The sequence below is a fragment of the Janthinobacterium sp. GMG2 genome (genome assembly GCF_033949445.1).
GTDB lineage: Bacteria > Pseudomonadota > Gammaproteobacteria > Burkholderiales > Burkholderiaceae_D > Janthinobacterium > Janthinobacterium aestuarii.
On the sequence record NZ_JAXAWA010000002.1, the window covers coordinates 63,384 to 89,856 of the forward strand.

The window sequence follows — 26,473 nt, forward strand, 5'->3', positions numbered from 1 at the left end:
TTTTGTTGGCACACAGCATGCGATGCGCAGATCACTACGCTCCGGGAGCGATAGGATGCAGGCATGACTCAACAGCTTAGCCGGTGAGCTCAACCATCGGCACCAGATACGTTAAACTTGTTTTATAGTAATGATTGCAGGGCAGGGGAAATACGGGAAACGGGCGGGGATTTAATGAAGTCCTAAGCCTGTTTCAACGAAGGGCTGGCATAGTGGATACATGGCGCACGGAAACCCCGAGCGCAAGGTTGCCGGACACCTCAATGACCGGCACGATTTCCACTTTTTCATGTGTTTTCCCGTTTTATCCCTGCGCTCTGAAACAGCGTTTCAACCGGCTACCGCACTTTGCGAAGCCGGTTTTTTTTGCCTGCGTTTTCATCAGTTCCCGGCGCCGCAGCGCCGGGATGCCAATTACTTAGCCCGCCTGTTTCGCCAGCCACGCATCGACGGCTGGCAGCCGTTCGGCGCGCAGCTTGATGCGGTACTTGATGCCGGCCACCGAGCTGTCGGCGTCGCCGCGCGCGCTGGCCGGCAGGTTCGCTTGCGCGTACGCTTCCAGCTTGGCGATCATGTCAGGCTGCGCCGAGCCGGCGGCCAGACGCGGGAAGTAGCGGCTGCGCGAGCTGGCGTCGATGCGCGCATTGACTTGCTCCAGGTGCGCCAGCGCGAAGTCGAAGGCCAGTTCCGGATGCGAGCGCGACACGCGCGAGATCATGGCAGGGCTGTTCGTCACGCCCGGTTCATCCGTCAGTGCCAGCGCCAATGCGCGCTGCGCCAGTGCGGGATCGTCGGTCGAGGCCAGCAAGTCGTACAGCTGATTCTTGACCAGCGGCGTCTTTTCCTGCTGCGCCTTGGCGTGCAGCTGCTCCCAGGTGGCGGCGTCCGCATGCTGCGCCACCACGCCCAGGATGGTGCGGCGCAGCGGCGCGGGCATGGCGGCCGCATTTTGCTCACCGGCCTGTTCGCTGGCCGCGTAACGGCGGCGCGCTTCCGCGATCACGCCCGGTTCGCCCATGTCGCCGAGGATGGCGATCAGGTGTCCGCGCAAGGTCGCCACGCTCGATGCTTCACCCGCGCGCGCTTCCCAGCCCGTCTGCGCCATCATCGGCGCCAGGCGCGCCACGGCGAAGCGGCCGAAAGCCTGCTGGCGCACGGCATCGCCCGCATACTGTTCGTACAGGCTGCCCAGAGAAGCGGCTACCTTGCCCAGCACCTGCGGATCGGCCGACAGCGGCGTCGCCTTCACCAGTTCCAGGAAGTCGGCCAGGTTTTGCGCACCGGCCAGGCCCAGCGACTGGCTGTCCGCCAGCAAGCCCAGCTGGTCGATCGGCGCCAGGCGCGCAAAGCTGCCCGCCAGCGCGCGCGTGTTGGCCGGCGCGTACACGGTACGGTAGTAGCCGCTCTGGCCCGCGTTCACGAGCAGGGCGCCGCAGCCGGGCACGTGCAGGGTGGCCTTGCCATCCTTGAGCACCACCTTGGCCAGCTTGCCGTTGCCGACCGTCGACGCGATGACCGGCACTTTCCACGACAGCGGTTTCTTATGCGGCTGGTCCTTGGAAAATTCCATCTGCGTCAAGCGCACGCGCGTATTGCCGTTTTTGCATACGGCCTCGCCCACCGTGATCATTGGCACGCCCGGCTGCAGGGTGAAATCATGGGCGATGGCGCTGACTGGCTTGCCCGCGGCCGCATCGACTTCGCGCCACAGGTCGTCGGACACCGTATTGCCATATGCATGCTTGCGCATGTAGTTGCGCACGGCCGTGCGCCACGTATCGGCGCCCACATACGCTTCGAGCATGCGGATCACGGCTTCGCCCTTTTGATAGGTAATGCCGTCGAAGGCCTGGCTAGCCTGCTCCACGGTGGCGATGCGCTGCACCACCGGGTGCGTGGTGCGCAGCGCATCCTGGCTCATGGCCGACTCGCGCCCGCCGACGCTGGACAGGGCCGTGTTCCACTCCGGGTGCAGACGCTCCGTCGTGCGGCCTTCCATCCACGAGGCGAAACCTTCGTTGAGCCACAGGTCGTCCCACCAGCGCATGGTGACCAGGTCGCCGAACCACTGGTGCGCCATTTCATGCGACAGGGTGGTGTAGATGTTTTCCTTGTCGGCCTGGGTCGAGATGGCCGGGTCGAGCAGCAGGCCATACTCAAAAGTGAACACGGCGCCCCAGTTTTCCATGGCGCCGAAGAACTGGCTGCGGCCCGGCGCGGCGATGTTGTCGAGCTTGGGCAGCGGGTAGCGCACGCCGAAATAATCGTTGTATTCGCGCAGCAGGGCGGCCGACTCGTCGAGCGCGAAGCGGCTTTGCGCCAGCGCGCCCTTCTTCGTGATGACGCCTATTTCCGTGCCGTCGCTCATGGCCGTGGCCCGCTCGAAGTCGCCCAGGCCGAAGAACAGCAAATACGTCGACATGCGCGGCGTGGTGGCGAAGCGCACGTGCTTGGTGCCATTGCCCAAGTCCTCGCTGCTGGCGACCGGCATGTTCCCGACGGCCATCTGGCTGCTCGGCACGATCACGTCCAGCGCGAAGGTGGCTTTGTAGTCCGGTTCATCCCACGACGGCAGCATGCTGCGCGCGTCGGAATTTTCGAACTGCGTGTACAGCGCGCGCTGGCGGCCCTGCGGCGTGTCGTAGTCGAGCGAGAACAGGCCCGTGGCCTGCGTGCCGATCTTGCCGCTGTAGTCGATGCGCAACAGGTACTCGCCCTTGGCCAGCGGCTGGGCGAAATGCACGGTGGCCGTCTGCTTGTCCGCATCGAAATCGATCTTGCGCGTCACCTGCTTGCCGCCGCCCGCGCCTTCGATGGCGGCAGCGGCAAACGCCAGGTTCAAGGCGTTGAAGGTGATGCTGGCGGTCGGCGTGTCGACGGCGACCTTGATGGCGGCTGCGCCCTTGAAGGTGGAGGCGGCGGCATCCGGCGTGATCGACAGCGCATAGTGCAAAGGCGTGACGCCGCGCGGCAACTGCGTGGTGGTTGTGGCGGCGTGGCTGGCCGAGGCGTATTTCGGTGCCGTGGTGGCGTGACCCGCATGGGCGGCGGTGATGGAAGCCAGTGCCAGGACGGCGGCGGCCAGTTGGCTGCGCCGGAAGCGCGGAGTCGGTGTGCGATGCATGGTATGCCCTAGTTTCATGGATAAAACGCCCGCCAGCCGGGTAGGCTGCGGGCGTTGATGACGTGTGGGGGACATCGCTGGAACTGGCGGCCAGCGTTCCCGTACAGCAATCTAAGGCGAAACGGGGGCAAAGTCAACGCGCCAGGCGCGCCGCACCATGGCGGTGCGCTGGTATGATGGGCGCATGACTGTACTGCCGCAGGCCAGTCCCGCAGCCGCGCCCACCAACATAACAAGACGAGACCCAAGCACATGAAACTGACTATCAGCCCCCGCACGCCTAATCCGCGCCGCGTCACCATGTTCATCGCCGAGAAGGGCATCACCGGCATCGAGGAAGTGGCGCTCGACCTGATGGCGGGCCATCATCGCGATCCCGCCTTCCTGGCGAAAAACCCGCTGGGCCGCGTGCCCGTGCTGGAGCTGGACGATGGGCGCGTGCTGACCGAGACGCGCGCCATCTGCACTTACCTGGAAGGCTTGCAGCCGCAGCCGAACCTGATGGGCGAAGGTTACGAGGAGCGCGCGTTCATTGAAATGGCCGACCGCCGCGTGGAACTGCATTTGTTCAGCGCCGCCGCCAACTGGGTGCGCCACGGCCATCCGGCCCTGGTGGCGCTGGAAAACCCGCAGTTTCCCGATTTCGCCACGGCGCAGGCGGGCAAGCTGCGCGAGACGGCGCAATGGCTGGACCAGGTGCTGGCTCAGCAGCCGTACATCGCCGGCGACCGGTTTACGATTGCCGATATCACGGCTTTCTGTGCGCTGGAATTCGTGCGCGGCCTGATGAAGTATCGGCCCGGCGCGGAAGGCTTGGCCAACCTGCAGGCCTACCGCGACCGCATCGCGGAACGGCCCAGCGCGCAGGCGAAGTAAGGATATTTTGCTACCGGCCCACGTCAACAATGTTTGTCGGGTTACGCCCGCTGGGCTAACCCGACCTACAGCTACGACTTCGGCCTGTATTCCGGGTAGGTCGGATTAGCGGGGCCGCCGAGGCGCGTGAGCGCGTAATCCGACACCACCACATTACTTCAGCTGCTCCAGCAGGAAGGTGTAGGTCAGCGCCCACATCAGCGCCTGCTGGTCGTTATTGGCGGCGCCCGCATGGCCGCCTTCCGTGTTTTCCCAGTACAGCACGTCGTGGCCTTGCTCTTCCATCTTCGCCACCATCTTGCGCGCATGGCCAGGGTGGACCCGGTCGTCGCGCGTCGAGGTGGTAAATAGCACGCGCGGATATTTCTTGTCCTTGAAGACGTTCTGGTACGGCGAGTACTTGCTGATGTACGCCCATTGTTCCGGCACATCCGGGTCGCCGTACTCTCCCATCCACGAGGCGCCCGCCAGCATCTTGTTATAGCGGCGCATGTCGAGCAGCGGCACCTGGCTGACGACGGCGTTGAACAAATCGGGACGCTGCACCAGTACGGCGCCCATCAGCAGGCCGCCATTGCTGCCGCCCATGATGCCCAGGTGGCGCGGGCTGGTGACTTTGCGCTTGATCAGGTCCTGCGCCACCGAGATGAAGTCGTCATACGCGCGCTGGCGGTTTTCCTTCAGTGCCGCCTGGTGCCAGCGGGGACCGAACTCGCCGCCGCCGCGGATATTTGCCAGCACGTACACGCCGCCCTTTTCCAGCCACGCCACGCCGGTGGTGCCACTGTAGCTCGGTTTGAGCGACACTTCAAAGCCGCCGTAGCCATACAGCACGGTGGGGTTGCTGCCGTCGAACTTCGTCTTCTTGCCCATGATGGCGAAATACGGCACCTTGGTGCCATCCTTCGACGTCGATTCGAACTGCTCGACCTTGTACGGCGTGGCGTCGTAGTAGGCGGGCAGCGACTTGATCTTCGTGCGCTTGTCGCTTTGCGCCGTGGCCAGATACAGGGTGGTCGGGTTGAGGAAGTCGGTCACCGTCAGGAAGTACTGGTCCGAGTCGACGGAGTCGAGCGCGCTGACGGCCAGGGTGCCCAGCTTGGGCGCATCGACGGCGCGGCGCTGCCACTTGCCGTTCACGTGGCGCAGTTCCGTCAGGCGGTTCTTGACCTTGTCCAGGGTGGTGACGAGGATGGCGGACTTGGTCGCCGTCACATTGTCCAGCGACGACGTGGCCGTCGGCGCATACAGCACTTCCAGCTCCTGCTTGCCCTGCATGAAGGCCTTGAAGTCGGTGGCCAGCAAGGAGCCTTGCAGATAGGTCTTGCCGTTCACTTTCCAGTCCGAGCGCAAGGTGATGACCAGCTGGTCGCGCACGGTGAAGGCCGTAGCATCGTCCGGCTTCGGCACTTTCTTCAACTCGGCGCCGTCGCGCAGGAACATCTCGCCGCTGTAGAAATCGATTTGCCGCTCGATAAATTGATGTTCGTGGCCTGGCGTGAAATCCTTGTAGGCGCCGGCGCTCAGGTCGTCGGGCTTGGCTTCATACAGCGTTTGCGCCTGCGCCAGCGGCGTGCCGCGCTGCCACTGCTTGATGATGCGCGGGTAGCCCGAGCTGGTCATCGAGCCGGGACCGAAATCGGTGGACACGAACAGGGTATCCTGGTCGATCCAGCTGGCGCTGCCCTTCGCTTCGGGCAAGGTGAAGCCGCCCTCGACAAAGGCGCGCTTGGTCACGTCGTATTCGCGCACCACCTTGGCGTCGCCGCCGCCGCGCGACAGGGAAATGAGGCAGCGTTCGCCCTTCGGATACAGGCAGGAGGCGCCGCCCCAGACCCAGTTTTCACTCTCGCCGGCGGCCAGCTGGTCGAGGTCGATCACGGTTTCCCAATTTGGCTCGGCCAGCTGGTACTGCGCCAGGGTCGTGCGGCGCCAGATGCCGCGCACGTGCTGGGCGTCGCGCCAGAAATTATAGTAAAACTCGCCTTCCTTGCTGACGTAGGGAATGCGTTCCTTCGAGTTGAGGATGGTTTTCAGGCGCGCTTGCAGGGCCGGGAAGCCGGGCTGGGCTTCCAGTTCCCTGGTGCTGACGGCATTGTGCTGCTTGACCCAGGCCAGCGGCTTGTCGCCGAGGACTTCTTCCAGCCACAAATGGGGATCGGTGTTGGCGGCGGCAGGCGCGGGTGCTTGCGCATGGGCGATGCCCGCTGCGGCCAGGCCGAGCAGCATGCTGCCGGCGAAGGTACGATATGACGACATGTAGGGTTCCTGGTTGGTCCGATGGAGGCCGCGTTGCGGGCAAAACGCCGCAGCCATGGTGCCATGGTTTGCTGCGAGGAACCAGTGTCTATGGACGGCTACTTAAAAAATAATTACTTTTCCAATATTGTTTGCTGGATTGGAAGCTGGCCGCAGAATCTGCGGCGTACTGCCCCCTTCAGGATACGCCAGGCCCCATCAGCGAGGTCACGGTGAGCCCCGTCTGTTCGACATCGCCGCCGTCGCAGTGATAAATCCATAAGACATCGTTGTCGCGGCTGTCGATGAACAGGATGCGCGTGTTTTCCTCGCCGATGGCCAGGCACTCCGCCAGCTCGGCAGGACTGAACGGTGCAGCCTGCTTCGACCCCGTTCCCGCCGCTTCTGCCAGCGCCTGCGCAAAGCCAGCCAGTTGCCTGACTGCCAGATAGCTTGTTCCATCCACCTCGACGTCTTTGCACAGCGCGTCCAGGCTGTACAGCGTGAAGGGTTCTTCATCGGTGAAAATCGCCACATCGGGACGTGGCTTTGCGCTGCGGAGGTGAGCGAGATAAGCCTGGGGCAAGGTTACTTTTTCCCTGGCCAGCAAATTTTCCAGCTGCTTGCCGCTTTTCTTCGCTGGCCGGGCCGCCTTGGGCGCGACGGCTTCGCACGCCTGCGCTGTCCAGGCGACTGGATTAAACTGGAACATCCTTGCACATGCGGGGCAGTGCAGGAACATGAAGGTCATACTTTTGCCGATGGCCGTTTTCAAGAACGCGCCATCCGAGGCATCCATTGCGCTGCTGTCGAAGTGGCGTCCGCAGTCGCCATCGTAGGGACACGTGATTTCAAGCATAGGCGTATTTCTCCATCCGCAAAGCGATCTCTTCTTTTTCTTCCGGAAAAGAGGCTGCGGGATTTTTCTGCCAATAGGCAATGCCTTCGTTCAAGGCCCACAAGGCTTTTTCCTGCTTGCCCGCCATCAGATAAAAATCGCAGGCCCTCGCATGCGATTCTTGCGCTTCGACCAGAGCCAGGGCCGCATTTTCCCAATTGGAAAGGCGCTCAAGCCAGGGGACGGCCAACTCCAGCAGATTGTCCCTCAGGCAGGCCATGACCGTTGCCCGATGTGACGGATCGACGAGCTGGTGTTCTTTGTCCTGCTTGCCATCGATGACAGGGAATTGCCAGTTTCTGATATTCCAGTCCGCCACGCCGCCAACGATATTGTTGACAGGTTCACGGCCGTAGCGCGCCGTGTGCCATGTTGCATAGGATCTGGACGAGACTTGATAGTGGCTCCAGAATGCTGCGCAGACATCCTCTTCGTTATGGCGGTTGGCCTGGAAATGGATGGCCTGGACGAATTCGTTCTGCGCGCGCTTGAAGGTCAGCTGGCTAGGCGAGAACTTGAAGCCCGCTGCGCTCAGCGGCTCCAGCAAGTACGCTTCAATATTGGCGATGATCAGCGCTTTTGGTTTCATTGCGTTTCCTGGCATGCGTCGGTTGCGCAATGTTGCCATAGATCAGTGCCAGCGCACCTTGCGGCGGGCAATCGTGCGAGGGAAAGCCTGCTGCCACTTCCCTGCACGCTGGCGGACGCCGTGTCCTAGCCCGGCAGCTTGGCCACCACCTTGATCTCGAACTGGAAACCATACAGCCACGTCACGCCAACCGCCGTGACCGTCGGGTGCGGCGCCTGGCCCCAATACTCTGCCTGCACGATATCCCAGATGCGCTGGAAGTGCGATTGCGGATCGACGATAAAAATGGTCACGTCCTGCACATCGTCGAAGGTGCAGCCGGCGGCGTGCAAGATGGCGTTCAGGTTGTCGAAGGCGCGCCGGACCTGGGCGTCGAGTCCGGGTTCGGGCGAGCCGTCTTCGCGGCTGCCGACCTGTCCCGACACGAACAGCAGGCCATTGGCGCGCACGGCAGGGGAATAGCGGTTCTGTTCATACAGGGCTTGGCGGCCCGGAGGGAATACGGCGTCGCGTTTCATCAGCTTTCCTTGTTGATGCAGCGAAGTTGCTGCCTGGAGAACACTTTATCTGCTGCCAACCTGCGGATAAAGCGGCCAGATCGGACTGGACTATTTGTATAATCCAAACAATCGAATGGCGGAGGCGTGGATGGACAGGTTTGATGCGATGAAGGCGTTCGTGCGGGTGGTCGAGACGGGCAGTTTTACGCGCGCGGCCGCGACCTTGCAGATGAGCCGCACCACGGTGACGCAACTGGTGCAGCAGCTCGAGGCGCGCCTGCGCCTGAAACTGCTGAATCGCACCACGCGCAAGGTCAATGTGACGGCCGATGGCGCGGCCTATTACGAGCGCATCGTGCAGGTGCTCGATACCCTGGAAGAAATCGAAACGAGCTTGCCGCATGCCGCCGCCTTGCCGCGGGGCCAGCTGCGGGTGGACGTGCCCAGTCCGTTCGCCGCCTTGCTGCTGGTGCCGGCGCTGCCCACGTTTCATGCGCTGTATCCCGATATTGTGCTCGACATGGGCGCCAGCGACCGCATGGTCGACGTGATCGCCGACAATGTCGATTGCGTGATACGCGGCGGTGACATCACCGACCAGTCGCTGATGGCGCGCAAGCTCGCCGACTTGCCACTGGGCGTGTATGCGGCGCCGGCCTATCTGCAACGGGTGGGCACGCCCCTGCATCCGCTGGACTTGCAGGACAGCGCGCACCGCATCGTGCGCTTTCGCTGGGGACGCGGCGGCAACGGCTTTCCGTATGTGATGCACCGCGAGGGCAAGAGCGTCAAGATCCATGGCCAGTACGTGCTGTCGATCGACGATGGCAACGCCTACCTGGCAGCCGGGGTGGCGGGGCTGGGCGTGCTGTGGCTGCCCGATTATATGGCGCGCCCGCACGTGGCCAGGGGCGAGCTGCTGCCGCTGTTCGAAGCATGGACGGTCGATCCCATGCCGCTCCATCTGGCCTATCCGCCGAACCGCCATGTCAGCAAAAAACTGCGCGTCTTTATCGACTGGGTGGCCGAATTGATGGCCCGGCATTCCGCCCGCCCTGTCGCCATCACGGCAACTGATTGACCCACACGGGCGCCGACCAGACGATGTTGCCGTCGTCCTGCGTCAGCCGCGCGTAATAGAAATGGGGGCCGGGCGCGGGCGTGATGGTGAGCTCGGCCTGGTCCGATATGGGGATGACGGAACCGTTGCCGCCCGGCACGCCGTGGAAGATGGCGATGGCGGCCACTTGGCGCCCGGCGCTGTTGCTGAAACTGGTGGCCAGGCGCAAGGGACCGTGGTTGTCGAAGCGCTCGCCCATCAGCCTGCCGTTGGCCGTGAACAGCAGTTGCGCATGCTTGTCCATCGTGGCGTAGACGCGGCGCGCGCGCAGCGCGTCGAGGAAGCTGTCGCGTGAAACGGGCGTGCCGGCGGCCGGACCGGCCACCAGCACGGCCGTGCGGTTGCCGTACGAGGCGCCCCAGTTGGCGCAGTGGTTATCCTGGTTGCTGCTGAAGGCCACGTGGTAGCCGGCCGCCAGGGCCCGGTTGCAGGCCGCCTCGTAATTGCTGCGCCGGGTTTCCGTTTCCGCGTCGTTTGTGGAAAACGCGGACGTATTCATGACTTCGCACAGCACCATGGCCGCGTCGCCGTCCGGCGTGTAGCCGAGCGGCTGGCCGTTGACGAGAAACTGGCCCGTTTGGGCCGGATGGTTGAACTGCCCGATCCAGCCCCGTTCGCGCATCAGCTTGTAGAGACCCGCGTAATCGCCTTTCGGCGTTTCCATGTCGGCCAGCAATTCCCCACGGGCATTTTTTTCCCAGCCCAGCAATTGCCCGCTATTGATGATATTCAGGTGGCCGCCCTTGTTGATGACACCCCATTCCATGCCGTACAGGGCCAGGAAACCGGGATGGGCGGCAGTGTACGCAGCCGCTTCAGCCAGCCCCGTCTGGTACAGCGCGATCGCTTCGGCAGGGGCGGCAGCGCTATTCGTGCCGTCGGAACCGTCGTACATATGGTTGTGCTCGGATGTCAGCAGGGCGTCGAGCCCGTGTTCTTGCGCATACTTGTAGGCATCGATGGGGCCGTAGGGTGCCGTTTGCGGGTCTTGCGCGCCATGGCAGGCGTCGAGTGCCGCGCCGCCGTCGCTGTGGCGCGTCTGGCTGTGCAGGTTGGCGTAGACGATGCGGTAGCCGGGCTGGCCTTCCAGGCCGGGCAGTTGTTGCAGGCCAGCCTGGAAGGCGCTCACCCTGGGCGCCGTGCTTGCGCCGCGCTGCACCTGGATGGGCCACTGCTGTTCCACCTGCGCTTCATGCGGCGTGCCGGCATCGGCCACGGCCAGCAGGCGCAGTTCGTACAAGCCGTTCGGCGCCAGCACTCTCCGTTCGCGCGCATCGGCGTCGGCGTGGCCATCCCAGGGCAGGTTCACGCTCTTGCCGTTGGCCCCCACCTGTTCCGTGCCCGACCAGCGCCGTAGCACGGCGCCTTGCGGGCCGGGACCCGATAGTGTCAAGGTCCAGCGCACGGCATGGCTGCGGCCTTCGTCGGGATAGGTGAGCCGCACGACAAATGTACGCGCCTGCGTGACACGCTCACCGCGCGCGGCGTGAAAGGGCGCGACAACGGTGGCATCGAGCTCGCTGTGTTCCTTAGTCTCTTGCGCGGCGGCAGTGTTACTCCATGCCATCAGCAACAAACCCGCGCACGCACATGCCATCCATGGCGACCAAGGTGGCCTTAGGCGTCGTCGTTGCAGTGTCTTGACCATCGTGGCCTCCCGCTACTGCTTCAGATGCAGTTTAGACAAGAAATGCCGTCGCTGGTTCCCCGCATGCACCAGCAAGTGGCGTGCTTGCACCGTGATTGGCCATGATCTGGCGCAAAGCCAGTGCGAATGGTGCCGCTTGCCCGTCAGACAAGCTGGCACGGCGCTTGCTAAACAGAAGGTACGGATCAACGGCGATCCCCTGAATAAACGCACAACGGTCCAACGACGGACCACATGGACAACGGCGTCCGCCCAGGCTGATTTTTCATCGGCGGGGGCGGGCGCCGTTTTGTTTTATCAACGGGATATTTCGGGAACCTATCATGGCCAGCCAAAAAGCAACGCGCATCGCGCTCTTCTCCCTCGCCACGCCGCCCATGCGCGCATTCCACCTGACGTGGATGGCATTTTTCGTGTGTTTCTTCGCCTGGTTCGCTTGCGCTCCCCTGATGCCTGTCATCAAGGGCGAGTTCGGCCTTTCCTTGGCGCAAGTGGCCAACATCAATATCGCGGCCGTCGCCATCACCATCCTCGTGCGCCTGATCGTCGGGCCATTGTGCGACCGCTACGGCCCGCGCAAGACTTACACGGGCTTGCTGCTGCTGGGCGCCATTCCCGTGCTGGGCGTGGCCGCGTCGCAAAGCTATGAAAGCTTTCTGTTCTTCCGTCTGGGCATCGGCGCCGTCGGCGCCAGCTTTGTCATCACGCAATATCACACCTCCGTGATGTTCGCTCCGCGCGTTGTCGGTACGGCGAATGCCGCCGCCGCCGGCTGGGGCAATGCGGGCGGCGGCGCGGCGCAGGCGCTGATGCCGCTGCTGCTCGGTGCCGTGCTGATGCTGGGCGTGTCCGAATCGCTGGGCTGGCGCGTGGCCCTGCTGGTGCCGGGCGTGCTGATGCTGGTGATGGCCGTTCTCTACTGGCGTTATACGCAGGATTGCCCTGAAGGCAATTATTCGGATTTGCGCGCCGCCGGCATCGCCATTGAGGGTGGCAAGAAGGGTGGCTGGGACAGCTTCAAGGCGGCCAGCTCCAACTACCGCGTGTGGCTGCTGTTCGTCACCTACGGCGCCTGCTTCGGCATCGAGATTTTCATCCACAACATCGCCGCCGTGTACTACGTCGACCATTTTGGCCTGTCCTTGAAATCGGCCGGCCTGGCCGCCGGCAGCTTCGGCTTGCTGGCCCTGTTTGCCCGCGCTTTGGGTGGCTGGATGTCCGACAAGCTGGCCCTGCGCGGCAACCTGAACAGCCGCGTGACCCTGTTGTTCATGCTGATGATCGGCGAAGGCGTGGGCCTGCTGTGGTTTGCCAAGGTCGACAGCGTCACCTGGGCCGTGATCGCCATGCTGGTCTTCGGCCTGTTCACCCACATGGCGTGCGGCGCCACCTACGCGCTGGTGCCTTTCATCGACAGCAAGGCGCTGGGCGGCGTGGCCGGCATCATCGGCGCGGGCGGCAACGTGGGCGCCGTGGCGGCCGGTTTCCTGATGAAGGGCACGGGCGATATCCGCCAGACCCTGATCATCCTGAGCGCTCTGGTGGTGATCTCGGCCCTGTGCGCCATCGCCGTGCGTTTTACCCGTGCAGCGGCCGAACCGAACATGGCCGCAGCCTGAGGAGAGAGCAATGAACCACCCCTTGAACATCGTCGTCCTTGGCCATGGCATGGTCGGGCATAAATTCCTCGAACGCCTGGCATTGGAAAACGCGCCGCACCTGTCCGTGACGGTCTTGTGCGAAGAGCCGCGCCCCGCCTATGACAGGGTGCACCTGTCCGAATTTTTCAGCGGCAAATCGGCCGACGACCTGTCGCTGGTGGCACCCGGCTTTTTCGACAAGGGCAACGTCGTCCTGAAACTCAATGCGCGCGCCGTGTCCATCGACCGCGTGGCGAAAACCGTCACGGCCAGTACCGGTGACGTGCTGGCCTACGACAAGCTGGTGTTCGCCACCGGTTCGGCGCCGTTCGTGCCGCCGCTGCCGGGCAAGGAGCGCGATGGCTGCTTCGTCTACCGCACCATCGAAGACCTGGAAGCCATGCTGGCCTGGGGTGGCAAATCCAAAACTGGCGTGGTGATCGGTGGCGGGCTGCTGGGTCTCGAATGCGCGAAGGCTTTGCGCGATTTGAAACTCGATACCCACGTGGTGGAATTCGCGCCGCGCCTGATGGCCGTGCAGGTCGATGAAGGCGGCGCGCGCGTCCTGCGCCGCAAGATCGAAGAGCTGGGCGTGACCGTGCACACGCAAAAAAATACGCTGGCCATCGTCGACGGCGAAGAAGCCACGCACCGCATGCAGTTCGCCGATGGCAGCCACCTGGAAGCGGACATGATCGTCTTCTCGGCCGGCATCCGTCCGCGCGACGAACTGGCGCGCGCCTGCGGCCTGGACGTGGGCCCGCGCGGCGGCATCGCCATCGATGACAGCTGCGTCACCTCCGACCCTGACATCTATGCGATCGGCGAATGCGCGCTGTGGGGCGGCCTGGTGTTCGGCCTGGTGGCGCCCGGCTACGAAATGGCCCGCATCGCGGCGCGCCACCTGTTGCAGGAAGAGGGCGAAGCCTCATTCAAGGGCGCCGACATGAGCACCAAGCTCAAACTGATGGGCGTGGACGTGGCCAGCCTCGGTGACCCGCACGGCAATGCGCCGGGCAGCCGCTCCTACCAGTTCATGGATGAGCGCAAGCAGATCTACAAGAAAATCGTCGTTTCCGATTGCGGCAAATACCTGCTTGGCGGCGTGATGGTGGGCGACGCCAGCGAATACGGCACCTTGCTGCAGATGATGCTCAACAAGATCGAGCTGCCGGCATCCCCCGAATTCCTGATCCTGCCGCAGGCCGATGGCCAGCAAAAGGTGGGCCTGGGCGTGGACGCCTTGCCCGAGTCGGCGCAAATCTGCTCGTGCAACGACGTGTCGAAAGGCGCGCTGTGCGCGGCCGTCGCCGAGGGCGCCACCACCATCGGCGCCCTGAAAAGCTGCACCAAGGCGGGCACCGCGTGCGGCGGCTGCGTGCCGCTGGTCACGCAGATCATGAAGGCGGAAATGCAGAAGCAGGGCCTGATGGTGAACAACCACGTGTGCGAGCACTTTGCGTACTCGCGCCAGGAATTGCACCACCTGGTGCGCGTGGGCAAAATCCGCAGCTTCGGCGAACTCTTGGGCGCGCATGGCCAGGGGCTCGGTTGCGACGTGTGCAAGCCCGTGGCGGCGAATATCCTCGCCTCGTGCTGGAACGATTTCGTGCTCTCTCCCGTGCACGCCAGCCTGCAGGACAGCAACGATTACTTCCTCGGCAATATCCAGAAGGATGGCACGTATTCCGTCGTGCCGCGCATGCCGGGCGGTGAAGTGACGGCCGACGGCTTGATCGCCGTGGGCATGGTGGCGAAAAAGTACGGCTTATATACGAAGATCACGGGCGGCCAGCGGGTCGACCTGTTCGGCGCGCGCGTCGACCAGTTGCCGGCCATATGGGAAGAACTGATCGCGGCCGGATTCGAATCGGGCCACGCCTACGGCAAATCCTTGCGCACGGTGAAATCGTGCGTCGGCTCCACCTGGTGCCGCTATGGCGTGGCCGACAGCGTGGGCTTTGCGATCGAGCTGGAAAACCGCTACAAGGGCTTGCGCACGCCGCACAAGATCAAGTTCGGCGTCTCCGGCTGCACGCGCGAATGCGCCGAGGCGCAGGGCAAGGACATCGGCCTGATCGCCACGGAAAAGGGCTGGAACCTGTACGTGTGCGGCAATGGCGGCATGAAGCCGCGCCACGCGGAACTGATCGCTTCCGATCTCGATGAAGCCACCTTGGTGCGCTATGTCGACCGCTTCCTGATGTTTTACGTGCGCACGGCCGACCGCCTGCAGCGCACCAGCGTGTGGCGCGACAACCTGGAAGGGGGCCTCGATTACCTCAAGCGCGTCATCATCGACGACAGCCTGGGCATCGCCCACGAGCTGGAAGCGGACATGCAGCACGTGGTCGACACCTATGCCTGCGAGTGGAAGGAAGCCGTTTCCAACCCCGCCGTGCGCCAGCGCTTCCGCCATTTCGTCAACAGCGAGAAGAGCGATGAAAACGTGGTGTTCGTCGAAGAGCGGGGCCAGATCCGGCCCGCCACCGAACTGGAACGCCGCAGCACCGTGATCCCCATCCTTGCCGTGGAGGCGTGAGCCATGAATGCGATGAATGAACTTTCCGGCGCCACCGCCGACAATTGGGTGGCCATCTGTCTCTTGGCCGACATCGTGCCCGACACGGGCGTGTGCGCGTTGCTGGGTGGCCGCCACGTGGCCGTGTTCCGCGTCGGCGATGCGGCGCCGCGCGTGTACGCCATCGACAATATCGACCCGAATGCGGACGCTTCCGTGCTGTCGCGGGGCCTGGTCGGCAGCATCGGCGAGCGCGTCGTCGTCGCCTCGCCGATCTACAAACAGCATTTCGACCTGGCCAGCGGCGAGTGCATCGAAGCGCCCGAACATTCGGTCGCCGCCTGGCCGGCGCGCGTGTTTGCCGACATGGTGTGGGTGGCCCTGTGAATCCGCCAGCCAAGGCCACTGCGCGTCCCTCGCTCGTGGTGGTCGGCAACGGCATGGCCGGCATGCGCACGGTCGAGGAACTATTGAAGCTGGCGCCGGACCTGTACGATATCACCGTGTTCGGCGCCGAGCCGCACGGCAATTACAACCGCATTTTGCTGTCGCCCGTGCTGGCCGGCGAAAAGTCGGTCGACGACATCATGCTGCACACGCGCGACTGGTATGCGCACAACGGCATCACCCTGCACGCGGGCGACCCCGTCGTGCGCATCGACCGCAAGGCGCGCACCGTGCAATCGGTGTCCGGCATCACGGTCGCCTATGACCGCCTGCTGCTGGCCACCGGTTCCACGCCGTTCATCGTGCCCGTGCCCGGGCATGATCTGCCTGGCGTGATCGGTTTTCGCGATATCAGCGACGTCGACACCATGCTGCAGGCGGCGCGCAGGCACCGCCACGCGGTGGTCATCGGCGGCGGCTTGCTGGGACTGGAAGCGGCCAACGGCTTGCAGCGCCAGGGCATGGACGTCACCGTCGTGCACATGAGCGGCGCCCTGATGAACCAGCAGCTGGACGCACCCGCGTCGATGCTGTTGAAATCGGCGCTGGAAGCGCGCGGCCTGCGGTTTTTGATGCACGCGCAGACGGCGGAAATCCTCGGCAGCGATCGGGTGCAAGGCGTGCGTTTTGCCGATGGCACGTCGATCCCCGCCGACCTGGTGGTGATGACGGCCGGCGTGCGCCCCAATATCGCGCTGGCGCAAGCGGCCGGCCTGCACTGCGAACGGGCCATCGTCGTTGACGATTGCCTGCAAAGCTACGACCCGCGCGTGTACGCCGTGGGCGAATGCGTGCAGCACCGGCGCGCCACGTTTGGCCTCGTCGCGCCCATCTGGGAACAGGCGCGCGTGTGCGGCGCCCACCTGGCCGGCGCAGGGCATCGCCGCTACGTGCAGCAGGCCAGCGCCACCAAATTGAAAGTGACGGGCATCGACCTGTATTCGGCCGGCGACATCATCGGCGGCGAGGGCAGCGAAGACCTGGTGCTGCGCGATCCGCGCCGCGGCGTCTACAAGCGCCTGGTGGTGCAGGGCAGCCGCCTGGCCGGCGCCGTGCTGTATGGCGACGTGCAGGACGGCCCCTGGTATTTCGACCTGATCCAGCAGCGCCGCGACATCAGCAAGCTGCGCGCCCATTTATTGTTTGGCCAGGCGCTGTGCGCCCAGGCCGCCTGACAGCGACCAACAGGATACGCCCATGACAAGCTGCACGCCCGTGAAAACCACTTGCCCGTATTGCGGCGTCGGCTGCGGCGTGGAAGCGACACGCCTGCCCGACGGCGCCATCCGCATCGCCGGTGATGCCAATCACCCGGCCAACCTGGGCAAGCTGTGCGTGAAAGGCTCGGCCCTCGGCGACACCCTGGATCTTGACCAGCGCCTGCTGCAGCCGCAGGTACGCGTCGATGGCGTCCTGCAGCCGTCCTCCTGGGATGCCGCGCTGGACCAGGTGGCCGGCGGCTTGCGCGCCATCATCGACAAGCATGGCCCCGACGCCGTCGCCCTGTACGTCTCGGGCCAGCTGCTGACGGAAGACTATTACATCGCCAATAAATTCATGAAGGGCTATGTGGGCAGCGCGAATATCGACACCAATTCGCGCCTGTGCATGTCGTCGGCCGTGGCCGGCCACAAGCGCGCGTTTGGCGAGGATATCGTGCCCGGCTGCTATGAAGACCTGGAACTGGCCGACATGGTGGTGCTGGTGGGCTCGAACACGGCCTGGTGCCACCCGATCCTGTTCCAGCGCATCGCCCGCATCCGCGAAACCCGGCCGGAGATGAAACTGGTGGTGATCGACCCGCGCCGCACGGCCACCTGCGAGCTGGCCGACCTGCACCTGCCCGTGAAACCGGGCACCGACGTGTGGCTGTTCAACGGCTTGCTGTGCTATCTGGCGAAGGAAGGCGTGATCGCCGATGATTTTGTGACGCGGCACAGCAGCGGCCTCGATGAAGCGCTGGCCGCCGCCCATGTCGACTGTTCCGATCCTTTGCGTGTGGCGAAAATCTGCAAGGTCGACCCGCAAGCCTTGCTGGCGTTCTACCAGGCGTTTGCCGCCACGCGCAAGGTCGTCACGGCCTTTTCGCAGGGCGTCAACCAGTCGTCTTCCGGCACGGACAAGGTCAACAGCATCATCAACTGCCACCTGGCGACCGGGCGCATCGGCCAGCCCGGCATGGGGCCGTTTTCCCTCACGGGCCAGCCGAACGCCATGGGCGGGCGCGAAGTGGGCGGCCTGGCCAATATGCTGGCGGCCCACCTGGATCTCGACAAGCCGGCGCACCGCGAAGCCGTGCAAACCTTCTGGGACTCGCCGCGCATCGCCGACAAGCCTGGCTTGAAGGCGGTGGAGCTGTTCCACGCCATCGAGGCGGGCAAGGTCAAGGCCGTGTGGATCATCGCCACCAATCCGCTGGTCAGCATGCCGGACGCCGACCAGGTGCGCCGCGCGCTGGCCAAGTGCGAGCTGGTGGTGGTGTCCGACATCAGCACTGGGTCGGACACGAACGCCCACGCCGACGTGCTGCTGCCCGCCCTGGGCTGGGGTGAAAAGGATGGCACGGTGACCAATTCCGAGCGCCGCATCTCGCGCCAGCGCGCCTTTCTGCTGGCGCCCGGCGAAGCGCGCGCCGACTGGGACGTGCTGTGCGACGTGGCGCGCCGCATGGGCTATGCCGGCTTCGATTTCACGGCGCCGCAAGCCATCTTCGATGAGCACGCGCGCCTGTCCGCCTTCCGCAACGAAGGTGCCACAAAGCGGCTGTTCAACCTGGGCCACCTGGCGGGCCTGGATGCGGCGCGCTACGACGCCCTGGCGCCGCAGCAGTGGCCGCAGGGCCAGGCGCGCCTGTTCGGCGATGGCCGCTTCGCGCATGCGGACGGCCGCGCGCGCTTCGTGCCGACGGCGCCGCGCGCGCCGCGCAACATGCCCGACGAAGACTATCCACTCATCCTGAACACGGGCCGGGTGCGCGACCAGTGGCATACGATGACGCGTACGGGAAAGGCGGCGAAACTGTCGGGGCATATCGCCGAAGCGTTCATCGATATCCACCCGCAGGACGCGCTGTTGTACAGCGTGCGCGAAGGCGAGCTGGCGCGCGTGTCCAGCGCCTGGGGCGCGATGGTGGCCAGGGTCGTGCATGGCGGCGGCATCGCGCGCGGCCAGGTCTTCGTGCCGATCCACTGGAGCGACGCGAATGCCTCCGACGCGCGCGTGGGCGCCGTCGTCAACCCCGTCGTCGATCCCGTCTCGGGCGAGCCCGAATTCAAGCACACGCCCGTGCGCATCGAGCAGTTCCGCGTGCACTGGCATGCTTTCGTGTTGAGCCGCACGCCCTTGGACCTGGACGGCGTGGCGCACTGGACGCGCATCCAGGGCGAGCAGTTCCTGCGCTACGAGCTGGCCGGCCGCCAGCGCATCGACGACCTGGGCGCCTGGGCGCGCGCGCTGCTCGGCGTCACGGACGACAACGCCGACTGGCTCGATTACGCGGATGCCAGCGCCGGCGTGTACCGCGCCGTGCACCTGGACGAGGGGCGCATCGCGCAATGCGTGTATGTCTCGCCCCGTCCCGACCTGCCGTCGCGCAGCTGGCTGGCGGGCCTGTTTGCGCATGCGCAGATGGATGCGGCCGACCGTGCCGGCGTGCTGCTGGGCCAGCCCATCGGCAAGGGCGTCGATGCCGGCCCCACCGTGTGCTCGTGCTTTGGCGTGGGGCGCAACACCATTTGCGCGGCCATCGTGGAGCAAAAACTGACGACGACGGCGCAGGTGACGGCCTGCGTCAAGGCGGGCGGCAATTGCGGCTCCTGCGTGCCGGAGATACGACAGTTGCTGCTTGAGGCGCGCAGCGCTGCCTGATAGTCTGTCCTTTCCCGCGCGGCTTTGTTATATTGCCAGCTCTACAGGAGAGAGGCAGTGTGATGACAGCAGGACAACACGACACGGTCTGGCTGACGGGCTTGAGCGGCGCCGGCAAGTCCAGCATCGCCGGCGCGCTGGCGCGCCAGCTCAAGGCGCAGGGCCGCGCCGTGGCGGTGCTCGACGGCGACCAGCTGCGCCATGGCTTGAACCGCGATCTCGGTTTTACGCCCGAGGACCGGCATGAAAACATCCGCCGCGCGGCCGAAGTGGCGCGCCTGATGAACGGGGCGGGCCTGACCGTCATCGCCGCCTTCATTTCCCCGTACCGCGCCGACCGGGCCATGGCCGCCGCCATCATCGGCGCGGCGCATTTCATCGAAGTCCACGTCAGCACGCCGCTGGCCGTGTGCGAGGCGCGCGATCCCAAGGGCCTGTATGAAAAGGCGCGCGCGGGGCAGCTCGCGCAATTCACGGGCATTTCCGCGCCTTACGAAGCGCCGCTGGCGGCCGCGCTGACCCTGGACACGGGCACCCTGGCGCTGGACGAATCGGTCGAGCGCCTGTGCCACTATCTTCAGCGACGTACGTGACGAACTGGCGAAAACAGCTGCGCCGGCGCCTGCCCGCCAGCCTGAAGGCGCGCATGAGCATGGTCGTCTTCCTGCTCGTGCTGGGCGCGGTCGCCTCGCTGGCGCTGGCCACCCTGGCCGTGGCCGAGCGCGGCATGCGCGACGTGATGGGGCGCCAGCAGTACGTATCGCTGGCCAGCGCCGCCGTCTTCATCGACGAGGAACTCGACGCGAAGCGCAATGTGCTGCGCGCGATCGCGGACAGCCTGGCGGCCAGCGGTGCGCACGACGGCGCCAGCCTGCAGCGCTTCCTGGCCGCGCAAACGGTGCTGGGCAAGGAGTTCTATTCGGCCGGCGTGGTCGGTGCCGACGGCATCGTCCTGGCCAGCGTGAGTCCCTTCAAGCCGCAGGCGGGGCTGAACGTGAAGGGCCGCCCTTACTTTGAACAGACGCTGGCGACCCGGCGTTCGGTGATTTCCTCGCCGCTTAACGGCAGCATTTCCGGCATGCCCATCGTGGTGGTGACGCAGCCCGTGTTCGACGCGCACGGCGGTGTGCGCTATGTGCTGGCGGCCAGCGTCAACCTGCGCCAGCCCGATTTCCTCGGCCGTCTCGGCGCCCTCAAGCCGGGCCCTGGCGGCTACCTGTACATCATGACCAGCGAAGGCGTCATCGTCGAGCATCCCGACAAGTCGCGCATCATGCAGCATATCGAAGCCCACGGCCCCGTCAGCGTGCCCACGCGGAGCGCCATGCAGGGCTACGAAGGCTGGATGACGGGGACCACCACGCAGGGCATCGATGCCCTGTTCGCCTACCACCGCATCGCCTCGACGGGCTGGATACTGGCGTCCGTGTATCCGATGAGCGAGGCCTTTGCGCCGCTGCACGCCATCCGCAGCAAGATCCTGCTGGCCGCCGTGCTGCTGGCGGCGCTGGCTGGCCTGGCCGGCTGGCGCATCGTGCTGCGCCTGTTGCAGCCTTTGGAGCGCTTGCGCCGCCAGGTGCACCAGATCCGCCGCCAGCGCCTGGGTATCGAGGCGCTGCAAATCGAGCGGCGCGACGAGATCGGCGACTTGAGCCGCGATTTTTACTCGCTGGTGGCCGAGCGTGAAATCGCCGAGGCGCAAACGCGCGACAGCGAGCGGCGCTTGAAACTGCTGACGGACCATGTGCCCGTGGTGATCGTGTATATCGACCGCGAACACCGCTACCAGTTCATCAATGCGACGTTTGAAAAATGGTTCGGCGTCTCGGCCAGGGAGAGCCTGATGCATTCCATGCGCGAGGTGCTGGGCGAGGAAGCCTACCAGCTGCGCGAGCAGCACCTGCTGCGCGCCTTCGCGGGCGAGGAGGTCGACTATGAATTCACGGTCGACAACGAGGCGGGGGAGCGCACCTTCCATACCAGCTACGTGCCCGATGTGGGCGAGAGCGGCGCGGTGGAAGGCGTGTATGGCCTGATTCACGAAATCACCAAGACCAAGGCGATGCACACGGCGCTGCAGTTCGCCGCCGCCACCGATACGCTGACGGGCATCGCCAACCGGCGCCGCTTCGACGAGCAGCTGGCGCAAAGCATGCAGCGCACGCGGGCCACGCGCGCACCGATGGCGCTCGCCTATCTCGATATCGACCGTTTCAAGGCCATCAACGACAGTCTGGGACACAAGGCGGGCGACGAGGTACTGAAGGAATTCGCTTCGCGCCTGGTGCGCAGCGTGCGCGCCAGCGACCTGGTGGCGCGCCTGGCAGGCGATGAATTCGTGATCATTCTCCAAGGCGTGAACGGTGCGGCCGAAGTGCGCCAGGTCGGCGCCAAGATCGTCGACGCCATCCGCCAGCCCTTCGAGCTGGCCAGCGGCCCGCTGCCGGTGACGACCAGCATCGGCATCGCCATCTTCCGCGAAGGCGCCCTGACGCCGGCGCAGCTGCTGGACCTGGCCGACCAGGCCCTGTACGCCGCCAAAGGGCAGGGCCGCGATGGCGTGGCGCTGCTCGAGGCGGCGCCGTAGCGGCTACAGGGTGGCGCTCCAGTGGTCGAGCTGCTGCGTGGTGGCCGTCACGCCGCCGCACACGATGACGAGCACGTTGCGGTAGGGCGCCAGTTCCGGCGCCTTGCCGTAGACGGCCGCCAGCGCCGCGCCGCAGGCCGGTTCCACCACCAGGCGTTGGTCGGTGATAAAGCGCTGGCAGGCGTCGACGGCGTCCCGGTCCGACACCACCACGCTATGGAGCAGGCGCGTCTGGCTGATGGCGAACGCCTGCGCGCATACCTGGCGCGCGGCCAGCGAGGTGGCGATGCTGTTGACCGCCGGCAGGGCCACGTGTTCGCGCGCGGCCACGGCCGCCGACAGCGAGGCGGCGCCTTGCGTTTCCACGGCCACGATGGCCACGTCGTCCCAGCCGTTGCGCTGCAAGCCTTCGGCCACGCCGGCCAGCAGGCCGCCACCACCGACTGACAGCACCACGGCGTCCGGTTTCAGGCCGGCGCTGGCCACTTCATCGATCATGCCGGCATGGCCCTGCCACAGCAGCGGGTCGTCGAACGGGTGCAAAAAGGCGTCTTGCGGCGTGAGCATCGACTGCGCCAGCGCGTTCGCTTCCTGCCAGGCGGCGCCGTGCACGATGACTTCGGCGCCTTCCTGCGCGATCAGGGCCTTGGCCCGTTCACTGGTCGTTTCCGGCACCACGACGATGACGGGAATGCCCAGCTGGCGTCCCGCATAGGCGACGGCGATGCCGGCATTGCCGCCGGAAGAGGAGATGAAACGGCTGGCGCCGCGCCGCGCGTATTCTTCGCAGGCGAGGCCGATGCCGCGGATCTTGAAGGAGCCGGGCGGCTGCAAGGCTTCGAGCTTGAGCCAGATGGCGCGCTCGCTGTGCAGGCTCAGGGCGCGCGAGTTGAGCAAGGGAGTTTCGATGTGCAGGGCCATGCGTGTTCCTGGTAAACAGTCAGGCCAGCATCATAGCCGAAGCGCGCGCGCCGCCGCGTCACCCTTGCCGGTATTGACTTAGTTCAGCGGGGCGCTCTTGAGCTGGTGCGTGCGCGCCACTTCCTTCATCGCTTCGAGCAGGTCGTCGCGCAGCTGGCGCGGCAGCTTGCCGAAGAATTCCTCGTCGTTCTGGTCGGCCATCTCGGCCAGCACGGGCACCAGCGCCTCGCCTTCCGTCGTCAGCTCGATCGAGTGCTGGCGGCGGTCGGCCAGCAGGATGGACTTGCTGACCATGCCCTTGCTTTCCAGGCGGTCGATCAGTTTCGAGACGGCGCCCTTGCTCATGCCGGACACCTGCGCCAGCACCGTGGGCGAGGTGCAGCCGAGACGGAACATTTCGCGCAGCACCACCCATTCGGACACCGTCACGCCATTGGCTTCGGCTTTTTTCTGGAAGCTGTGGGATACGTGGTTGGAAACGAAACGCAGCCAGTAACCGAGGTGGGCTTCCAGCTCGCTGACGGGGACGCTGTTGGGATGGGCGGCTTGCGGCATGGCGGCCGATTCAAAATTATGGCTCATTTCTCTTCCTTCACTGGGCGGCGTTGCCGGCATGGTTAAGGCCTTCACGCTTGCTGTCGAGTGGTTTGTTTGGGAACAATCATCGTGCTTGAGGTATTTTTAACACTGTTTTCACAGGAAATCACTCAGCGGCAAAGAGTTTTTTCCTTTTTCCTTACTCTAGATAAATAAAAAGCAATATCAAGCAAATAATCGTATTGCGAGAGAGGAAGATTAAAAAAATAACTCATGTTGCATCAATGGTAACAGCATTTTTGCCGAATTGATAAATATTTCATATCATTCTGTATGCTGGCCCACACAAGACGTATTGCCCACGCGACAGCGCGCAGTTTTACTGCGGAAATGTAACTTCCCCTCAGGCCAGCACCACCTTCACGCCCGCTTCGCGCAGCACTTCGGCAAAGCGGGGCGGCGGTGGCGCATCCGTAAACAAGATGTCGATTTGCGCCAGATCGGCCAGGCGCACGAGCGCCTTGCGGCCGAATTTATGCTGGTCTGCCACCAGCCACACTTCGCGCGACTGCTCGATGATCGCTTGCGCCACCTTCACTTCGCGCGCATCAAAGTCGCGCAGGCTGCCGTCTTCGTCGATGCTGGAAATGCCGATGATGCCGATGTCGACCTTGAACTGGCGGATGAAGTCGATGGTCGCTTCGCCCACGATGCCGCGGTCGCGCCCGCGCACCACGCCACCGGCCACGATGACTTCGCAGGCCGCGTTGTCGGCCAGGATGGCGGCCACGTTCAGGTTGTTCGTCACCACGTGCAAGCCCGTGTGCCGGCCCAGCGCGCGCGCCACTTCCTCGGTCGTCGTGCCGATATTGATCAGCAGCGAACAGCCGTGCGGCACTTGCGCGGCGACGGCGGCCGCGATGCGCCGCTTGGCGTCGCTGTTGAACACTTGGCGCTGGCTGTAATCGATGTTTTCCACGGACGAGGGCAAGCCCACGCCGCCGTGGTAGCGGGCCAGCAGGCGCGCTTCTTCCATCTGCTTGACGTCGCGGCGCACGGTTTGCGGCGTCACGTCCAGCTGCTGGGCCAGCTCTTCGACGGACATGGTGACCTTCTGGCGCACCACTTCGAGCAGGCGGCGCTGGCGGGGATTCAAGATCATGGTGCTCTCTTTAAAAATCACAAACGAACAGAAACGAACAAATAGTACTAAAAATATGTTGCTATGGGTTCGTATTCTGGCGTAACCTTATTCATATTGCATGCGTATTACGAAATGGTGATCTTAACGACAGTCGCCGGCGATGCCTAGTCTTTCCTCGCCGGGGTGTCCACGACAGACATGGAGTCCCGATGGCCGCAGCACAGCAGGGTGTGGAGACAACGATCAAATGCGACGTGCTGGTGGTCGGCGGCGGCATCAATGGCGCCGGCATCGCGCGCGACGCGGCGGGACGGGGCTTGTCCGTGGTGCTGTGCGAAAAGGACGACCTGGCTTCCCACACCTCGTCCGCTTCCACCAAGCTGATACATGGCGGCCTGCGCTACCTCGAATATTATGAGTTCGGCCTCGTGCGCAAGGCGCTGATCGAGCGCGAAGTGCTGCTGCGCACGGCGCCGCACATTATGTGGCCGCTGCGCTTCGTCATGCCCCACGCCAAGGGCCAGCGCCCGGCCTGGCTGATACGCGCCGGCCTGTTCCTTTACGACATGCTGGCGAAGCGGGAAATCCTGCCGGCCTCCAGCGGCATCGACCTGACGCGTCATGCGGCCGGCACACCATTAAAACCCCAGTTCAAGCGCGGCTTCGTGTATTCCGACGGCTGGGTCGACGATGCGCGCCTCGTGGTGCTGAACGCCATCGACGCGGCCGACAACGGCGCGCACGTGCTGACGCGCACGCGCTGCACGATGCTGGCGCGCGAAGGCGACGCTTGGCTGGCCACCTTGCAGCACGCCAGCGGCACGCAGACGACTGTGCGAGCGCGTAGCGTCGTCAATGCGGCCGGGCCGTGGACGGCCGAGTTCCTGCAGCAGGCGGCGCCGGGCGGGCAGGGCCGGCACTTGCGCCTGATCAAGGGCAGCCATATCGTCGTCAAGCGCCTGTTCGAGCATGATCACGCGTATATCTTCCAGCATCCGGACGGGCGCATCGTGTTTGCCATTCCGTATGAGCACGATTTCACCCTGATCGGCACCACCGACCTCGACTACCAAGGCGACCGTGGCAAGGTGGAAATCGATGACGAGGAAATTCGTTACTTGTGCGAGCTTTCCAGTTACTATTTCAGCAAGCCCATTGTGCCGGCCGACGTGGTCTGGACGTATGCGGGCGTGCGCCCGCTGGTGGAAGACGCGGCGGCCGACGCCAAGGCCGTCACGCGCGATTACCGCTTCGAGCTGGACCAGGAAGGTGCGCCGCTGCTCAGTATTTTCGGCGGCAAGATCACCACCTTCCGCAAGCTGGCCGAGGAAGCAATGGACATGCTGGCGCCCTTGCTGGGCAACGCGCGTCCGGCCTGGACGGAGCACGCTTGCCTGCCCGGCGGCGACGTGTATGGCGCCGTGCCGCAGAACCGGGCCGTGCGCGAGTTCGGCCAGTTCGTGCAAGGCTTGCAGCGCGAGTATGCGTGGCTGCCGGCGGCGCTGGTGGCGCGCTATGCACGCGCCTACGGCACGCGCATCCACGTGCTGCTCGAAGGGCGGGCGGACGTGGCGGCCATGGGCGAGGAAATCGCCGCCGGCCTGTACGCGGCGGAAGTTGATTATGTGCGGCGCCATGAATGGGCCGTCAGCGCGGCCGATATCCTGTGGCGGCGCTCCAAGCTGGGCTTGCACCTGCCGCGCGAGACGGCGGACACGCTCGACGCCTGGCTGTTGCAGCACCCGGTGTCGCAGTAAGACGGACACGTTGGCGACCGCGCCCCGCAGAGGGTGCGGCGAAGAATAAGATACATCAC

19 protein-coding genes are annotated in these 26,473 nt (G+C 64.7%); 10 read left to right on the forward strand and 9 right to left on the reverse strand.

What is annotated here, in order from left to right:
* Positions 1-418 precede the first annotated feature (418 nt).
* Positions 419-3,124 carry a M1 family metallopeptidase gene (locus SKZ59_RS06280; protein WP_319991116.1) on the reverse strand — a complete coding sequence of 902 codons (2,706 nt, stop codon included), beginning with the start codon at positions 3,122-3,124 and terminating at the stop codon, positions 419-421.
* A 252-nt stretch (positions 3,125-3,376) separates the two neighbouring features.
* On the opposite strand from SKZ59_RS06280, the gene SKZ59_RS06285 reads away from it, so the two are divergent.
* The gene (locus SKZ59_RS06285; RefSeq protein ID WP_219327288.1) at positions 3,377-4,000 is read left to right on the forward strand and encodes a glutathione S-transferase family protein; all 624 of its coding nucleotides are present in this window, start codon (positions 3,377-3,379) and stop codon (positions 3,998-4,000) included.
* Positions 4,001-4,153: 153 nt separating this feature from the next.
* Here SKZ59_RS06285 and SKZ59_RS06290 read toward each other — a convergent pair whose 3' ends face one another.
* The 4 genes from SKZ59_RS06290 to SKZ59_RS06305 all read right to left on the reverse strand — a co-directional run bounded on the left by SKZ59_RS06290 (position 4,154) and on the right by SKZ59_RS06305 (position 8,246).
* Positions 4,154-6,259, reverse strand: a complete 2,106-nt coding sequence (locus SKZ59_RS06290) for a prolyl oligopeptidase family serine peptidase (RefSeq protein ID WP_319991117.1) — start codon at positions 6,257-6,259, stop codon at positions 4,154-4,156.
* Positions 6,260-6,437: 178 nt separating this feature from the next.
* Positions 6,438-7,097: a hypothetical protein gene (locus SKZ59_RS06295; protein WP_319991118.1), complete on the reverse strand. Its 660-nt coding sequence runs from the start codon at positions 7,095-7,097 to the stop codon at positions 6,438-6,440.
* A complete protein-coding gene (locus SKZ59_RS06300; RefSeq protein WP_319991119.1) occupies positions 7,090-7,725 on the reverse strand; it encodes a DUF4304 domain-containing protein in 636 nt (211 codons plus the stop codon). The genes SKZ59_RS06295 and SKZ59_RS06300 overlap by 8 nt, the downstream gene beginning before the upstream one ends.
* Positions 7,726-7,850: 125 nt before the next feature.
* Entirely contained in the window at positions 7,851-8,246 is a 396-nt protein-coding gene (locus SKZ59_RS06305) for a RidA family protein (RefSeq protein ID WP_319991880.1), read from the reverse strand.
* A gap of 127 nt (positions 8,247-8,373) precedes the next feature.
* Here SKZ59_RS06305 and SKZ59_RS06310 point away from each other — a divergent pair, with 127 nt between their 5' ends.
* A complete protein-coding gene (locus tag SKZ59_RS06310; RefSeq protein WP_319991120.1) occupies positions 8,374-9,306 on the forward strand; it encodes a LysR family transcriptional regulator in 933 nt (310 codons plus the stop codon).
* Here the strand turns inward: SKZ59_RS06310 and SKZ59_RS06315 are convergent.
* On the reverse strand, positions 9,290-10,912 hold the full coding sequence (locus SKZ59_RS06315; RefSeq protein ID WP_319991121.1) for a CehA/McbA family metallohydrolase: 1,623 nt from the start codon (positions 10,910-10,912) through the stop codon (positions 9,290-9,292). The genes SKZ59_RS06310 and SKZ59_RS06315 overlap by 17 nt on opposite strands.
* 404 nt (positions 10,913-11,316) lie before the next feature.
* Between SKZ59_RS06315 and SKZ59_RS06320 the strand changes: the two genes are divergently transcribed.
* From SKZ59_RS06320 to SKZ59_RS06350, 7 genes are read left to right on the forward strand one after another with little or no spacing between them, the layout of a single operon-like run.
* Entirely contained in the window at positions 11,317-12,612 is a 1,296-nt protein-coding gene (locus SKZ59_RS06320) for an MFS transporter (protein WP_319991122.1), read from the forward strand.
* Between the two features lie 10 nt (positions 12,613-12,622).
* Positions 12,623-15,175, forward strand: coding sequence for a nitrite reductase large subunit NirB (nirB, locus tag SKZ59_RS06325; protein ID WP_319991123.1), 2,553 nt, complete (start codon positions 12,623-12,625; stop codon positions 15,173-15,175).
* Between the two features lie 12 nt (positions 15,176-15,187).
* Positions 15,188-15,541 (forward strand): nitrite reductase small subunit NirD, encoded by a 354-nt coding sequence (gene nirD / locus SKZ59_RS06330; protein ID WP_319991124.1) that lies wholly within the window; start codon positions 15,188-15,190, stop codon positions 15,539-15,541.
* Entirely contained in the window at positions 15,538-16,776 is a 1,239-nt protein-coding gene (locus SKZ59_RS06335; RefSeq protein WP_319991125.1) for an NAD(P)/FAD-dependent oxidoreductase, read from the forward strand. The genes nirD and SKZ59_RS06335 overlap by 4 nt, the downstream gene beginning before the upstream one ends.
* 22 nt (positions 16,777-16,798) lie before the next feature.
* The gene (locus SKZ59_RS06340) at positions 16,799-19,468 is read left to right on the forward strand and encodes a molybdopterin-dependent oxidoreductase (protein WP_319991126.1); all 2,670 of its coding nucleotides are present in this window, start codon (positions 16,799-16,801) and stop codon (positions 19,466-19,468) included.
* Positions 19,469-19,497: 29 nt separating this feature from the next.
* Entirely contained in the window at positions 19,498-20,061 is a 564-nt protein-coding gene (gene cysC / locus SKZ59_RS06345) for an adenylyl-sulfate kinase (RefSeq protein WP_254671509.1), read from the forward strand.
* A complete protein-coding gene (locus tag SKZ59_RS06350) occupies positions 20,058-22,055 on the forward strand; it encodes a diguanylate cyclase domain-containing protein (protein WP_319991127.1) in 1,998 nt (665 codons plus the stop codon). Before cysC ends, SKZ59_RS06350 begins: the two co-directional genes overlap by 4 nt.
* A gap of 3 nt (positions 22,056-22,058) precedes the next feature.
* Here SKZ59_RS06350 and SKZ59_RS06355 read toward each other — a convergent pair whose 3' ends face one another.
* The 3 genes from SKZ59_RS06355 to SKZ59_RS06365 all read right to left on the reverse strand — a co-directional run bounded on the left by SKZ59_RS06355 (position 22,059) and on the right by SKZ59_RS06365 (position 24,675).
* A complete protein-coding gene (locus SKZ59_RS06355; RefSeq protein ID WP_319991128.1) occupies positions 22,059-22,976 on the reverse strand; it encodes a pyridoxal-phosphate dependent enzyme in 918 nt (305 codons plus the stop codon).
* A gap of 78 nt (positions 22,977-23,054) precedes the next feature.
* Entirely contained in the window at positions 23,055-23,558 is a 504-nt protein-coding gene (locus SKZ59_RS06360) for a MarR family winged helix-turn-helix transcriptional regulator (RefSeq protein WP_046684031.1), read from the reverse strand.
* 358 nt (positions 23,559-23,916) lie between these two features.
* Complete coding sequence (locus SKZ59_RS06365; protein ID WP_175444512.1) at positions 23,917-24,675, reverse strand: DeoR/GlpR family DNA-binding transcription regulator; 759 nt, start codon at positions 24,673-24,675, stop codon at positions 23,917-23,919.
* A 191-nt stretch (positions 24,676-24,866) separates the two neighbouring features.
* Here SKZ59_RS06365 and glpD point away from each other — a divergent pair, with 191 nt between their 5' ends.
* Complete coding sequence (gene glpD / locus SKZ59_RS06370) at positions 24,867-26,414, forward strand: glycerol-3-phosphate dehydrogenase (RefSeq protein WP_319991129.1); 1,548 nt, start codon at positions 24,867-24,869, stop codon at positions 26,412-26,414.
* Positions 26,415-26,473: the final 59 nt, after the last annotated feature.

Excerpts from the sequence above, each read along its gene's own strand:
- glpD (WP_319991129.1), top strand. The coding sequence starts at position 24,867 with ATGGCCGCAGCACAGCAGGGTGTGGAGACAACGATCAAATGCGACGTG.
- nirB (WP_319991123.1), top strand. The coding sequence starts at position 12,623 with ATGAACCACCCCTTGAACATCGTCGTCCTTGGCCATGGCATGGTCGGG.
- SKZ59_RS06340 (WP_319991126.1), top strand. The coding sequence starts at position 16,799 with ATGACAAGCTGCACGCCCGTGAAAACCACTTGCCCGTATTGCGGCGTC.
- SKZ59_RS06300 (WP_319991119.1), bottom strand. The coding sequence starts at position 7,725 with ATGAAACCAAAAGCGCTGATCATCGCCAATATTGAAGCGTACTTGCTG.
- SKZ59_RS06285 (WP_219327288.1), top strand. The coding sequence starts at position 3,377 with ATGAAACTGACTATCAGCCCCCGCACGCCTAATCCGCGCCGCGTCACC.
- SKZ59_RS06355 (WP_319991128.1), bottom strand. The coding sequence starts at position 22,976 with ATGGCCCTGCACATCGAAACTCCCTTGCTCAACTCGCGCGCCCTGAGC.
- nirD (WP_319991124.1), top strand. The coding sequence starts at position 15,188 with ATGAATGAACTTTCCGGCGCCACCGCCGACAATTGGGTGGCCATCTGT.
- SKZ59_RS06280 (WP_319991116.1), bottom strand. The coding sequence starts at position 3,124 with ATGCATCGCACACCGACTCCGCGCTTCCGGCGCAGCCAACTGGCCGCC.
- SKZ59_RS06320 (WP_319991122.1), top strand. The coding sequence starts at position 11,317 with ATGGCCAGCCAAAAAGCAACGCGCATCGCGCTCTTCTCCCTCGCCACG.
- SKZ59_RS06310 (WP_319991120.1), top strand. The coding sequence starts at position 8,374 with ATGGACAGGTTTGATGCGATGAAGGCGTTCGTGCGGGTGGTCGAGACG.
- SKZ59_RS06295 (WP_319991118.1), bottom strand. The coding sequence starts at position 7,097 with ATGCTTGAAATCACGTGTCCCTACGATGGCGACTGCGGACGCCACTTC.
- SKZ59_RS06360 (WP_046684031.1), bottom strand. The coding sequence starts at position 23,558 with ATGAGCCATAATTTTGAATCGGCCGCCATGCCGCAAGCCGCCCATCCC.
- SKZ59_RS06315 (WP_319991121.1), bottom strand. The coding sequence starts at position 10,912 with ATGGCATGGAGTAACACTGCCGCCGCGCAAGAGACTAAGGAACACAGC.
- SKZ59_RS06365 (WP_175444512.1), bottom strand. The coding sequence starts at position 24,675 with ATGATCTTGAATCCCCGCCAGCGCCGCCTGCTCGAAGTGGTGCGCCAG.
- SKZ59_RS06290 (WP_319991117.1), bottom strand. The coding sequence starts at position 6,259 with ATGTCGTCATATCGTACCTTCGCCGGCAGCATGCTGCTCGGCCTGGCC.